The following is a 15,523-nucleotide window of genomic DNA, read 5'->3' as shown; positions in this document are numbered from 1 at the left end:
GGCGTTAGATGTTCATCGATATCACTCCGCTGTGGAGCTGGATTCCGGGCTGGATTCTCAGTGCGCTGAATTTCGGCATGACGTATCCGAACGGCCACGTGACCCCCATGAACGATCTCAGCGAGGTGTGGAAATGGGCCGCGGGGGAAATGCGGAAGCTCGAGGACGAGCTGAAGGCCGCTACCGATGCCGCACTGAAACATTACGAGGGCGGCGAGGGCTCCGCCGAGATGAAGAAGGAGTTCGACAAGCAGTTCACCGGTGACAATTCGGTGCCGAATGTCGCTGCGGGACTGGAAAATCTCGGTGACTACACCCACGACGGCATGAAGGGCCTCTACCAGGACCAGATGTGGTCGGCGCTGTTCGCCGGAATGACGGCCTATACGGCCATCGCTTTGATCGTGGAGCTGTGGCCCTTCGGCATGGGGGCCGCATCGATGGAGCTGGTGCTGTCCCGGGAGGTCCTCGCCCTGGCCGAGCGCGAGGCGGCCGAACTCGCGGCCGAGGAGGCGGCGAAGGCGGGTCTGCGGAATCTGCTGAAGCCCTATCTCAAGAAGATCGGCCTGCAGATGGACAAGTGGGCCGGTGACTCGCTGGCCCGCAAGGCCGCGGTCGGCGGTGTGCGCCTGGCCGGGGCCGGGGCCAAGGCCGGTATGCACGGTGCCATGGCCGATCTCGGGATCCAGTTCATCTCCGATCCCGGCGGCCCGATCGATTGGGGACAGGTCGGGACCAGTGCGCTGACCTGGGGCGCGGGCGGTATGGCCGGACGGGCCGCTGGACTCGGTGTATCCAAGGGGCTGGGCAAGGCGGTGTCCTCGGACCTCGGACAGCGGATGGCGGCCAGTGCCAATCCAGTGGCCAGGGCGGCGGTATCGCCGAGAACCATGGGTCTGGCCACCGGTTTGGTCAGCGGTGCCGCGGGTGCCGTCGGGATGTACGGGGCCATGGCCGCGGTCGACCCCAATGCGAAGTTCAGTCCGCAGATGCTCGCCGCGGGTTTCGGCATGGGTGCGCTGGGCGGCGCGCGGATGGGCAGCGCGGCGGCGACCGGTGCGTCCGCCCATGGCGAGGGCACGACATCCCATGCGGCCGACGGTCATACGGCCAAGCCCGCGGTGGTGACCGCGGAGACCAGTGCGGAAGGTAAGAAACTCTATCGGCAGGTTGTCCAGACGGCCCATCCCGACCGATACCCTCCCGGTGCGCAGCGTGACGCCGCCGAGGCCATCACCAAGGATGCCACCGCGATCAAAGGGCAGGCCAAGGTCGGTGAGCTGCATGACCAGTACAGCGACAAGCAGGTCGACGAGCTGCGGAATCTGCATCAGCGGGGTGTCGAATTGGCGAGCAGCACCGCTACCAGCCATGGCGGCGGCACCGGCGCGACACCCGCCGAGAATGCGACCAGGACGGCTGGTTCGGGTGCACAGTCGGCAGGGCCGGGTTCCCATACGCCCACCGAAGGTGCCGCCAGAACAGCGGATTCGGGTGCGCGGGTGGCCGGATCCGGCGACGGCAGCGCCCGTCCACCCGCGGCGCCGGAAAAGCCCGCCGCACAGGGACAGTCGGATCGGGGTGTCGGGCAACGCGGCGCGACCGGGCCTTCGGAGAAGTCTCGCGCCGGTATTGCCTCCGATAACGCCGGCCGCGATCCGAATCTCGCTGCCGGACAACAGGACAAACCCGCTCCATCGAGCCAGGCCGACGGCGCGGCGCAGCGCGGAGTCGAGTCCGAGGCTCGGGTTCCGGAGCAGCGCGAGCCCGAACCGGCCGACGATGGATCGCGCGCTCGGCCCGCTGCGGCCGTGCCGCGCGACGGTGGCGAGCCCGAACCGCGCGTACCGGAGCAGCGTCGACCCGGCGTACCTGTCGACGATTCGCCCGCACGGCCGGCTCCGGAGCCGGACGCCTCCGAATCCGGTGTCGCGGAGCGCCGCGGTGACGATGTGGCCCCTGATGATTCCGGGCCGCGGCCGCCGGACGATCCGGCTCCGCGACAGGACCCGCCGCGGACCGCTCGAGTCGACAGCGAATCCGCAGTAGTCCCAGCCGAATCCGACGGCAGCCATGCCTATGTCGACGATCGGTCCGCGACACCGCAACCGGCTCGGGCGCATCCGGCACCGGTCGGCGAGGAGTCGTTCCGGGTCCCCGAACAGCGCACCGCCCGGGAGCCTTCGGTCAACAGCTGTGTCCCGGATGCCTTCCGGCATCTCGAGCAGGCGCAGGGCCGCCCGGTGGCCGATGGGCCAGCGCCGCAGCAGCGAAGTCTGGCCGGGGTGCCGCTGCACGAAGTGCAGCGCGCGATACCCCAAGGCAAATTCGAGGGTTTCGCGCCGGACCGATCCGCACCTGGCCACGCCCAGATCGTCGATGCGACGGAGCGGGCGGGCAAGGGGGCGAGCGCGCTGGTCGCGGAGGAGCGCGCCAAGGTCAACGCGGGCGGTGCGCAGGGGCACGTCTACACGCTGACCTACAAGGGGGACAACCACTTCGAGGTCAATGGCAAGTCCGCGGTCCATCTCGAGACCGATGGCCAGGGCCGGGAGTGGTTCGTCGCGGCGGATGAAAACGGTAGACCACTGCCGGGGCACGAGCCGCAATCGCTGGCGGAGGTGGCGGGCGGCGCGAACCGAGCGGATGCGGTGGCCACCGAGGCCATAATCGTTCGCGCCGGTGAGGTGGTCAGCGGTCTCGGTAACCCGAATGCGCCCCGCTTGTCCAGGGAACTGATGATGGGCGCCACTCCCGAGCCGCGGGCCGAGGTCCGTACGCTGCACGCCGAATACCGCCATGCGGCCATCGAGGAGGCGCGCGCACGCGCCGAGTCGACGCGGCTGCGCGAGGAGGCGCGGCAGGCACGCGAGGACGGACTGCGCGATCGGGCACGGGCACTCGACGAGCAGGTGCGGCGGCTGGACGAGCGGGCGGATGCCGCTGGTACGCAGGCAGAGCTATTGCGCGCCAGGGTGGTCGAGTCCGAGCAGGCCAAGCTGGGCGAACAGCAGCGGGCGGTGCAAACCCAGATCCGGGAACTGGAAGAGCAGTTGACCGATGCCATCGGTGACCGGGAGCAGGTACGGCAATTCAGCACCGACCTCGAGCTGATCGACCGCGTCGAGGCCGCCACCCAGGAGCGGGACCGAGTGGACGGCGCCAGGCAGGAACTGCGGAATCAGTTGGAGCCCATCGGCGAGCAGTTGGCGACCGGCCGGGCAGCCGTGCGGGAACTGGAGGCGCAGGTCCGGACGGCCGAGGCGCCGGGAACGGCCTTGACCCCGGTGGAGCGCGGTGAACTCGTCCGCGCGACCGGACCCGCGCTGACCCGTGCCCAGGCCACGATCGATTGGCTGCAGGGCGTCTATTCCGAACTGGACCATCGGCACGGCGATCTGGTCCAGCAATATGACGCGCTGACCGGTGAGATCGAAGCGGCAACGCAGGCGCGCGACCGGGTGGCCGCCACCTTCGACGTGCAGGATCCGCAACAGCTGCATCCGTCCTATCGCGGGGTGCCCGCACCCGGCACGGAACTGGTGCACACGCTGCGCGATGCGGTGGACCGGTTGCGGCGGGCCGAGGATGAGGCGGCTCGGCTGGCCGACGGTCAGCTGGGGCTGCGGGCACTCGATGAGATGGGGCTGCTGCCGATTTCGGAGCGCGTCGGCGTCGCGCCAGCGGCCGAGCCCTCCAGGACGTTCCCGGATCAGCGCATTGTCGTGGTCGGAACCGATACTTCGCCCGCTGGCTACCGGCAGGCTTTGCAGGTCACCCTGCGGCCGGGCACCGATCTGGAACTGGTACTGCGTCTTGCCGAGTCGGACAAACTGCCGCTGCAGGTGGAGTTCGTGCGCGTCGAGGTGGCCGAGCAGGGCGCGCCGGGGCAGGCGCCGGCACCGACCGCACCGGCGGCACTGGAGAAGTCGGGCGCGTGGCCGGGGCCGAGGAAGCATGCGCGGCCCTGGGAGAAGACCAAGTGGACCGAGCCGCAGCCGCCGTTCCTGTTCAAGGTGTCGATGGTCCCGGTTTTCGACAAGATCATGGCGCCCTTCCATCATTTCGAGCCGGGAGAGGTACCCGCCTTCCTCTTCCCGCAGAACCTGCCCTTCTCGAAAACGATCTACAACGTGCCCGAGGGCGTGCACACCTTCCAGTCCGATGTGGGCATGGACCTGTTCCACGCGCGGATTCTGAGTCTGGGCATTCTCGATCGGATCCCCAACCATCCTTGGGTTCGCCAGTTCGTGCAGAACCACCCGTGGATCGGCAAGGTGATATTGGGGGTCACCAAGTGGCTGCCCGCCAATACCGCGCACGGTCGGTCGGTGCACGTGCCGCTATCGGTGGATTTCGTGAACAAGCACCCACGGGTCGCCTTCGCCTTGGGCAGTGTCGAGCAGTGGATCCCCAGTGTGCGCAACGGCCGGTGGATTCATCTGGTGCCGATGATCCGGGGGACGCGCACGCATGCGTGGTTCGACGACGCGCGGCCCGATCCGGCGCCGCTGCACCGCGCTGACCTTGCGAAGCCATCGTTCAGTCCGGAGGCACAACATCTCGACGGCGGCGTCACCCGCCCCTATACCGGTGAGAGTGTGGAGATCCCCGAATCGCTCGCGCAACGCTGGCGGGCGAATGAGCGGGCGCGCGAACAGATTCAGCAGTGGACCGAGGGCGAGTACGACCGGTTCGAGCTCGACCGGGTCGCGGGTGACAGCCTGGTCCATCGGATCGCGGACCAGGCCGTCGCGCATCCCGACCGGTATTCCGGCGGTGATCCGAAACGGTGGGTGCGCGGTAAGAGCGATGAGTGGGTCCGGGATCCGGATGGTTCGCTCTTGCCGAAACATGCCGACGGATCGACGTGGCTGCGTGATGCCGAGGGCAATGTCCGGCCGCGCGCGGAGATCGTGGCGAATCTGCAGCGGGCCCGCGACTATCTGCTGCGCAATTCGGAGCTGAATCGGATTCCCGACGTGCCGGAACTGTGGAACCGGTTGATCGCTGGAAAACCGCTGCGGGAGGACGTGATCGGCCTCGAGGCGGCATTGGTCGAGGCGAACCACCTGGCCAACCATCCCGAAGCGACCGGGCACCAGGCGCATCAGGCGGCGAAGAAGGCCGGATACGACTGGGACAGCAACCGTCCGCATCTGACCGGCGATCGGGCCGAGCGCAGCCTCCCAGCGAAGCTGACCGGTCGCCGACCCCTCAGCGTCGGAGCCACGACCGAGCTCGACCCGTACGCACCGGATCCGGCGCGCACCCGCAGGTTCGGCACGACCCTGTACTACGGTCGGCATTTCGGCGATTTCGGGCAGGTGCGCGGGCAGCTCGGCGACATCATGCACGGCTGGCCCGCCGCCAAGATCGCGCGGGCCCAGGCCGAGGTGGCCGACCTCGCCCATCAGGCGACCAGATCGCATCGTGGTGACCACGGATTGGCGCGCGGCGGCGTCCATGTTTCGGGGCAGGTGACCGGCGAGCCCGGGCAGCAGCGGCTGGTGGTCAAGGTCGAAACCGATGGCGAGGGACGACAAGTCGGTGTCCGGCGCTTCATCCTGGAGGAATCCGACGGCAGCAGCCAGCGGGCGCTGCCAGCGGTGCCGACCGGTGCCATCGCCGCGGCTTCGGCGGCGGCGCTCGCGGGTGCGGCCGCGAACAATTGTGTGCCGGTGTCGTTGGGGCAGGTCAATGCGGATCAGTACCGTGAGGACGGTGGCGGTGTCGTTGACGTGCCCGACCATCCGGTAGCCGATCCGGCCGGTATGCCGATGCGAGAGGTACAGCCGCATCTGCGCGGAGCCGAACTGGAAGGCTTTGCCACCGCCGCGGATTCGACCGGACACGGGCGTCTCGCCGATGGACTGATACACGCCGATGGCGCTGGCGAGGGTGCGACCGCCTGGGTGCTCGACCAGCGCACGACGGTGGACGAGCACGGCGTCGGCGCGCATGCGTACGCGGTGACGTATGTCCGCGATAACGGCGACGGCACTTATCTTTTCAAGGTCGATGGTGTCGAAGTCACCTATACCGGAGTCGACGCCGATGGCCGGGAATGGTTCGTCACGGCCGATGGGGATCGGGTATCGCTGGCCGAGTTGACCAATGGCTCACGCGAGGAAACCGCGGCTACCTGGGCTGCGGTGTGGCGCGACGGACATGTCGTCGAGAACGTCGGCGACCGTTCCGCCGCGGCTCCGGAGGGAAGTCTGCGCGTCGGCGCGTCGGATGAACACAGCACCGGGCGCGGTCCTGAGGAGCCGACTGCCCACAGCCCGCCCGCGGTATCGGGCGAGCGCGCTGCGACGGGAGAGTCGCAGTCGCCACTCACGCGACGCGCCGAAATCCAACAGTCGCGCAATGACTTCCGGGATGTGTTCGCCGCCGAATCGCGCGCGCGAAACGAGGTGACCCGCTTGCAGTCCGAGGCCGATCTGGCTCGCACCGCCGGTGACCAGCAGCGGGCGCAAGAATTGCAGGACCGAGCGGGCGAGCAGCAGGAGCGCGCGGATCAACTACACAGTCGGGCGAATAGCCTGCGGGTCAGGGGGATTCGGCTGGAGCTGACCGAGCTCGCCGAAGCGCGTGAGGCGGTGCGGGAGCATATCCGGCAACTGGAGCACCAGTTGACCAATGCGCTCGGCGGCACGGACGAGGTCCGCGAGTTCCAGCGCGACGTCGAACAACTCGATCTGCTCGACGGTGCGATCCAGGATCGGGACCGGTCGGCCGCCGCTCTGCAACAGGTGCGGGATTTCCTTCAGGTCGCCGGGGAGCAGCGCGATACCGGTCGTGAGGCAGTGCGCGAGCTGGAGGGTGGCCTGCGCGAACTCGAATCCGGGCAGCCGGGGGCGGAAGTCGTTCCGGCCGACCAGAAGCATGTGCAGAGCGCCGAAAAAGCGCTCGTGCGTGCGCAATTCGAACTCGATCGACTCGATGAAGCGCACGCCGAACTCACCCGCCGCCAACAGGAGTTGCAAGATCGCCATCCGGCACTGGTCGAGGCCGTCGACAATGCAGCGAACGCGCGCCAGCGGCTCGCCGGTCGATTCGGGGTGGCCGATCCGGCGCAGTTGAGCCCCAGCTATCGCGAAGCGTCGCCGAGTAGTCCGCAGGCGTTCGTCGACCTGCGCGACACCCTCGGCGAGGTGGGCCGGGCGGGTGCCGAACTGGCCCGCCTCGCCGAACAGCGCGCGAATCTGCTCGCCCTCAATGCCCTCGAGCTGCTGCCGATTTCGGATCGCGTCGGGGTGGTGCCCGCGGCCCGGCCGTCCACCCTCTTCCCGTACGAGCGCGTTGTCGTGCTCGGCACGGGTACCTCGCCCGCCGAGTACCGGCAGGCGTTGCAGCGGGCATTGCGGCCCGGGACGGATCTGAGTCTGGTTCTCGGCCTGGCGAAGTCGGAGAAACTGCCCCTGGATGTGCGGTTCATTCGGGTTGTTGTCGACGAGCACGGACGGTTCCAGGACGTCCAGCAGCTGCCATCGACGGATGCGGGCGCGGTCGAGAAGTCCGGTGGCAAGGCCAGGTATCCCGCGAAGTGGACCGATCCGCAGCCGCCGTTCCTGTTCAAGGTGTCGATGATTCCGGTATTCGACGAAATCATGGCGCCCTTCCACGATTTCGGGCCGGGAGAATATCCGGAGTTCATATTCCCGCAGAACCTGCCGTTCTCGAAGACCGTGTTCTTCGTTCCCGAAGGTGTGGACGCGTGGCAGTCCCCGGTGGGCATGGACCTGTTCCACGCGCGGATTCTGAGCCTGGGCATTCTCGATCGGATTCCGAATCATCCATGGGTCCACAACCTCATCCAGAATCGGCCCTGGATCGGCCGTGCGATATTGAGCGCCACCAAGTGGCTGCCCGCCAATACCGCGCACGGCAAATCGGTGCAGGTGCCACTGCCGGCCGATTTCGTGCGGCGGCATCCGCGCATCGCGTTCGCGTTGGACGGTGTCACGAAGTGGATTCCGGCGGTGCGCGGCGGGCGCTGGATCCACCTCGTTCCGGTGATCCGGGGCACCCGCACGCACGCGTGGTTCGATGACGCGCAACCCGACCCGCAGCCGCTGCACCGCGGTGAGATCGCGACCCCACGGCCCGGTACGGCCTCCGGCCATCTCGACGGAAGCGTGCAGCGCCCCTACACCGGTGAGAGTGTGGAGATCGCCGAATCGCTGCGAGATCGGTGGCGCGCGAATGAGGAAGCGCGCGATCGGATTCAGGAATGGACCGAGGGCGAGTACCACCGGTTCGAGCGCGATCGTGTCGACGACAACGACAGCTTTGTGCTCCGGATCGCCGAGCAGGCCGCCCAACATCCCGATCGCTATTCCGGCGGTGATCCGAAGCGTTGGGTGCGCGGCAAGAGCAAGGAATGGGTGCGGGATCCGGATGGTTCACTGCTGCCGCGGCATTCCGATGGTTCGACCTGGTTGCGAGATGCCGGAGGCAATGTGCGGCCGGAGTCGGAGATCGTCGCGAATCTGCGGTCGGTTCGCGACCATTTGATGCGGAATTCGGAGTTGAACCGGATTGCCGATGTGGCCGAAATGTGGAATCGGCTGATCGACGGGAAACCGCTGCGGGAGGACATCATCGGGCTCGAGGCGGCACTGGCCGAGGCCCAGCACCTGGCCGGCCATCCCGAGGCCACCTCTGAGCAGGCCCATCAGGTGGCGAAGAAGGCCGGATACGACTGGGACGCCAACCGCCCGCAGCTGACCGGCGATCGCGCCGAACGCAGCCTGTGGGGCAAGCTGACCGGCCGCCGCCCGCTCACCGTCGGCTTCACTCCCGAACTGAATCCGCACACGCCGGACCCCGCGCTGACCCGCCGCTTCGGCACCACCCTGTACTACGGCCGCCAAGGCCACTCCCACATCATCGGGCAACTCCGCGAAATCATGCACGGCTGGCCGGAAGGCAAGATCTCCGAGGCCGAATCCGAGGTCCGGCGAATCACCAAACAGGCCACGCAATCCCACACCGGCGACCACGGTCTGGCACGCGGCGGCGTCCACGTCTCCGCGAAGGTCACCGGCAGCCCCGGCCACCAAACCCTCGACGTCACCATCGAAAGCAGCGGCGACGGCCAACCCCCGACCATCCACTACACCCTCGACCAGGGCGGGACCGCCATCGACCCCGGCCCCGGCGGCAAGCGCCCGGCTCTGCCGGAGCCGCCGAAGGGACCGCTCCCAGAGCCGCCCGGCCCGACTGCGGAACTGCCGGGGTCGCCCTCGGCTCCGGAGCCACCTGAGTCGCCCTCGGTCCCGGAGTCGCGGGGATCGTCCTCGGCTGCCGAGACACCCGAGTCGACGGTCGCACCGGAGGAATCCGGTTCCGCGGGTACACCGGGGCATTCGGCGGTGGCGCAGCATCCTGGTTCGGCTGGGTCCGGATCTCCGGCCACGCGGACATCGTCGGGCTGGACGCAGGGCGCGACGCGCGAGCATGTGCCAACGAGCGCGGCCGTAGCGACCCGGTTCGCCGACTACGGCCGTGAAATCGCCACCGCGGCAGGCGAAACCGCGACCACGCTGGATCAGGTCTGTGAGCCGCTGCGGCAACTCGGGATTCCCGATCCCGAGCGGATGACGCCAGCGCAGATGACCGATGCCGCACTCCAGGAGCGGTACCGGCGCATCGCGGTCGCCGATGCCGCCGCGAACCGCAACCCGAGCACACCCGCGGAGATGGTCGAGTACTTCACCGAGCGCGATCGCACCCAACAGCAGGTCACCGCGGCGCGGACGCTGTCAGCGGAGCTGGACCGACGCATGCCCGCGCACGTGCGGGCGCTCGAAAACGAAGCACGGGTTCGGGACGAGGCCGCGACCGTCGCCGCACGTGACGTCCTCGATGTGGTGGGTGGGGACCGGCACGGTGACGTCGTCGCGGTGGTCTACGGCAACCCCACCCGGATCGTGGTGGCCTCGCCGTCCGCCGCACCGGATCACATTGTCGGTGCCGATCTGCGCCGCGCCTGGGCCGCACAGGGCATCGACGTCCGGTTCGAGCAGGTCGCGGTCGATGAATCCGGCCACGTCTTCGTCACCGATCTGAACCCGCCGCAAGCACCGCAGCCCGCGGTGAACAACTGCGTTCCGGAGTCGCTGGGACAGGTCAATGCCGACCAGCGGGGCACCGTGGTGAGCGTGCCCGATCCACAGCCCGGCAATCTCAGCGGCCGCCCGATCGATGAGATCCGCCCGCATCTGCACGGGGCGCAGCTCGAGGGATTCCGCACCGATGCCGCGGCCACCGGACACGGGCGTATCGCCGAAGGTCTGATCCATGCCGAGGGCGCCGGCCCGGGCGCCACGGCATGGGTGGTCGAACAGCGTGCCACCGTCGACGAGCACGGCGTCGGCGCGCACGCCTACACACTGACCTACGTGCGCGACAATGGCGACGGCACTTGGACTTTCACCCTCGACGGCGTCGAGGTCACCTACCACGGCCTGGACGCACAGGGCCGGGAATCCTTCACCGGCCGCGATGGCCGCCGGGTATCGCTGCCGGAACTGGCCGGTGGTTCCCGAGCCGAAGTCGTCGACACCTGGGCCGCGGTCTGGCGTGACGGACAGGTTGTCGAAAATGTCGGCGACCGCTCCGCCACGCCGCCCGAAGGCGGCCTGCGGGTCGGCCAGACCACCCCCGGCGAGGAATCCGGTCGCAGCCCCGACCGACCGGCGGCACACGATCCCCCCGACGCACCGGATACCGAACCCGGACGCCATTCGGAGTTGGTCGTTCACGCCGCGGACCAGGCCGCACCCGATGCCGCCGCGCGGGTGGAAGCCGCGGCCGGATCATGGGATTGGCTCGGTGAGCAGCTGCCCGACTGGCCCGCCGACAAGATCGATGACGCGGGGCTCGAGCTCGCCGACCTCGTCGAGCGCGAGCTCGCGCATCCGGACGGCGAAGTGCGCATCGTGCTCGCGGAGACCGGTGTGCCGGGCGATCGGGAGCTGCACGCGACGGTCGGCGACGCCGGCTTCACACTGACCGAATCGAACCGCCTGCCGCACTGGCTCGCCGATGCGATCGAGCCGATACGTTATGTGCGCGTCCATGTTCCGGGCGAGCTCGCGATCGCAGTGGACTCGCGCAAGATCCCGCAACTCGCCAGGGCGCTGGCCGCATTCCACCACCTCGGTTCGCCCCCCGAAGTGGCGCAGGACAATATCGATCACGGCCTGCGCCATCGCGCCCGGATCAATCGCGGGCGGCTGCACGGCTTCCGGACCAATGTCGAGGGTGAGTACATCGAGTGCCGGTTCGGCGATGAAGCGGTCGAACTCACCGTCTATCCGCTGTGGGATCAGGACTTCCGAACCGGCTGGCGCGAGTTGGCGCAGGCCGGGCAGCAGGGCCGGACGGTGCCGATCGAGCGATTCGCCGAGGTAATCGTCGCCGACCTGCGCGAACGTCACGCCAATTGGTCTGAGACGCTACCGGATACGCCGCCCGTCGATGAAGCATCGCAGTGGCCGGGTGCCGCTCAGGCCGAGTCGAGCGCCGAGCTGACCGATGCCTTGACCCGAACCGCGACGGACAGTCCGACGGTGCGGCACTCGCTGCTCGGGGAGCCCGGTAATCGAACCGTGCGGGTCGAGGTGACCGATCAGAGCCGCGATCTGCCCGTGCGGGACGAGCCGGATGCGTCGACCGAATCGGTTCCGGTCACCGAATTGCTCGACGAGAAGTCCGGAGCCTGGGGCTTCCGTTTGCACAATGATGGGACGAGAACGAGGTGGTTCGAACTCTTCGAATCGGCCGGATCCCATGATGCGCAGTCGAATCCCGAGCCGATCGTGGACCTGACCCTCCCGCGCGGAGCCGTCGAAGAGCGGGTGGGCGATGCGCGTCGCGCCGTCGTCGACGTACTCGCCGATTGGCCGGAAGAAAAGCGCGAGGATGTGCGGCTCCTGGTGTCGGAGCTGGTCACCAATGTGGCCAGGTATGCGCCGGAAGGCGGTGCGCGCCTGCGAATTTGGCTCGATGCTACGAACCTGAGGGTCGCGGTCGACGATGCCAGCCGAGGGCTGCCGAAGCGGCAGCAGGAGAGCGAATTCGACACCTTCGATGTCGACGCATCGGAGATCGATCTGGATGCGTGGGAATCGGGTGCGCTGGAGATCGGCACGCACGGTCGCGGACTGGGGCTGTTGGACGAAACGGCTGCGGTATGGGGCGTCGATCTGCACCGAGCGGGCGGAAAGAGCGTGTGGTTCGAGGTCGAGAAGCCGCCGTCCAGTGGCTCGGACGCCGAAGCCGTCGCGACCACCGACCCGGTTCCGGCTGACCGGGTTCCGGCCGACCCGGTTCCGGCTGATCGGGTTCCGGCCGACCCGGTTCCGGCTGATCGGGTTCCGGCCGACCCGGTTCCTACCGACCCGGTTCCGGCTGATCGGGTTCCTGCCGACCCGGTTCCTACCGACCCGGTTGCGGAGGATCCGGTTCCAACTGACCCGGTTGCGGAAGATCCGAATCTCGCGCAGCTCAGGTTCCTTCGCGACGATATGGCGCAGTGGCTCGAGGTGGAACCAGCCGAGCTCGGGGCGGATTCGCCACGACTGGAGCAACTGCGTGCCGAGCGCGACGGTCTCCGCGCGGAGGTGGCCGAGCAGACAGGTATCCGTGCCGAGCTGGATTCACCACTGGTGGGACAGATCCTGGCCGCACAGCGGGAGATCCTGAATGCACAGGACCAGCCGCTACCGGTCACCGTGCAGCGGGTCGAACTCCTCCAGCGGCTGCAGGATGTCCACGCGCTGGTCAACACCGCAGACTTGTACAACCGCGCGCTCGCCGGGCTGCCCGAGCCGGAATCCACTGGACCGCAGGCGGAGAACCCGGCTGGCCAGTCGGACAACCCGGATAGGCCGCCGGGGCAGAACCCGGTGCAGGAGTCGGCGGATGTCCATCCGACCAGCCGCCCCGCGGAAGCGACAGAGCTGGAACGGGTACGCCCGAGCCGAGACAAGTACGACGTCGCGCCCCCGGACGAGGGACTCGTCCACACCCACACCCCGCGCAACGCGACCACCGTCACCGCACTCGCCGCCAATGCCGACGGACTGCTGTGCGACCCGGATGAACTGCCGTACAACAGCAATCCGGACCTCGATTACTTCCTACTCGGCGCGACACCTGGCGATATCCGCACCTCCAAGGACCTCACCCACCCCGATCTCTACAACACCTTCGAGAACCCGGACGATGGTCCCGCCGGATACGGGGTCTGGTTGGTTGTCGCTGGCCAGCCCACCTATATAGCGCCGTTCAGCCTGACCTTCCTCGATATCGCGAACGAATTGAAATTCACCACCCAGCTGCGAGCCGAACTAGCCAGACAAGGTGTGGATCTCACATCGGTCAACTTCGAATCCTCGCACCAGGGCCAGTTGTGGAAGCCCGCGCCGACCGCGCCGGAGGCCGGTCAACTACTCGCGCTCGGCGGTTCGGACGCACCCGGGCTGCTCGCCGGTTTCGGCGACAACCACTGGGTGGGCGTGGACGGCAAGCAGGCCGCGACCGACCGACTATCGATCTCTCTGACACTCAATCCGATTCGTTGCGAATCCGGCCGCGCGACACTGGTGCTCGCCAGGGAGAACCAAGTGAACACGGCGGAATACACCGCCATCGACTTCGGTCCCGACGCCATCCGAACCGCTGCCTCTCTGGTCGAATTGCACAGCAGGGCGGTAGCACCGTGGCTGGCCGAGTCCGGAGTCACCGTCCTCGGATCGCCGGGCGGGCACCGGGAGTTCACGGTGACCGACGCCGCGACCGTGCACGACCGAGCGGCCCTGGCGCTGGACGAATTGCAGTGGGGCAGTGCGGATCAGCGGAATGCGGTGGCGGCCGCGACGGCCGACCTGGCGGCCGATGCCTTGGCTCTCGGCAATGATCCCGTTCGCATCGGGCTACAGGCGATCCCGGGTTCGAAACTACTACTGACGCAGGTGATCGACAGGAATCCCGGGCATCGTCCAGACGGTGTGACACTGCCGTCAGACACCTCAGGCATCGCGGATCTCGAGGACGGGCACGGAACGTCGACCTGGTTCATTGTCGACGGATCCGCAAGCGAGCATCCCGGATTGCTCGCGAATCTGCTCCCCGAACCCGAATTGCACACCGCCGAGATCATCGGGCACGACCCGACCGCATCGCTGCTGCCCGAGGAGCGCGCGGTGCTGCTGAGCGAGAAGACCGCCGATGTCCGGGTGCGTGAGGCCACCAACGGCCGGACGGCGGCCCGCCGCGCCCTGCAGAGCGTCGGCATTCCGGAGACGCCGATCCTGCGCGGTCCCAAGGGGGAGCCGCTGTGGCCCGCGGGCGTCGTCGGCGCCATTACGCACAAGGAGGGTTACTACGCCGCGGTGGTCGCGGATGCGGCGCACATCCGATCGATCGGCATCGATGCCGAGGACAACGGACCGATGTCCGAAGGGGCGATGCGCATCGCGGCCCGACCCGAGGAGCAGGTGTGGCTGGCCGAAGTCGGTCAGCGCGACGGTGTGCACTGGGATCGAGTGTTGTTCTCCGCCAAAGAGAGTGTCTACAAGGCGTGGTACCAGCTGACCGGCCGCTCGAAGATCGGCTTCCGCGACGCACTGCTCACCTTCGATATCGACGCGGGCACATTCCACGCCCAACTGCTCGTCGACGGCACGGCGCTATCCGGTCCACCGGTCACCCAGATGTCGGGCCGTTTCGTCGTACGCGACGACCGAATCCTCACCGCCGCAACGGTTCCGCACGAGGACCGGCATCATCTGCATACTCGACAGCGCCAGGTTCCCGTGCCGCGCGGTTCGGCGACGGACACGACAACCGCGCAGGATCCGACCAGGCGCGATGCGTCCGCCGATCGACCAGACGACAGCGTGCCGGAACAAGATGGCCGAGAACCTGAGCAGGACGCTCGGGTGCCTGAGCAGGACGGTCGGGCGCTGGGGCGGGATGGCGGTGGGCTGGCGCGGGACGGCGGGGCGCTGGGGCAGGACGGCAGGGTGCCGGGGCAGGGCGGTCGAGTGCCTGAGCGGGACAGCACGGCGCTGGAGCGGGACGGTCGGGTGCATGAGCAATATGCCCGAACCCCCGACGAACCCGAGCTCGCCGAGGTGAACAGCAATGCTCGGCGGCCGAACCCGAACTCTGCCCACCGGCCCGACCGGTGACGGCTCAACCGACCACCACCTCCCCGACCAATCGGAGGGCATATGACCCCAATTCTTTACCGCCCCTTAGGGCGATCGACTCCCGATCGGCCACCGCGGCCAGCCGCGCGAGTTACGCTGCGCCACAGTGGGCATAGACGTCGAGATTTCGTAAAGGACCGGCCTGCGAACCGGTGGGCCGAGATAGCCTTCGGCGTTGATGCCGATGCCGAAGAGCGCAAGGACGTTTCATGATGAGGACACCGGCTGTTCACGCACGTCATGGGATGATCGGAGTCGTGTGTGCGTGGATGAGGGGCGACGCGAGTCGG

The 15,523-nt window shown here is 68.0% G+C and carries 1 protein-coding gene; it reads left to right on the top strand.

Annotation, left to right across the window (positions count from 1 at the left end; all coding sequences use genetic code 11):
* Window positions 1-8: 8 nt before the first annotated feature.
* Window positions 9-15,212, top strand: a complete 15,204-nt coding sequence (locus ACQP2D_RS39215) for a 4'-phosphopantetheinyl transferase superfamily protein (RefSeq protein WP_433680946.1) — start codon at window positions 9-11, stop codon at window positions 15,210-15,212.
* Window positions 15,213-15,523: the final 311 nt, after the last annotated feature.

The organism is Nocardia sp. CA-119907 (assembly GCF_050955995.1).
Lineage (GTDB): Bacteria > Actinomycetota > Actinomycetes > Mycobacteriales > Mycobacteriaceae > Nocardia.
The sequence above is the reverse complement of the archived record's forward strand: the minus strand, read 5'-3'. Positions and strand labels throughout refer to the sequence as shown.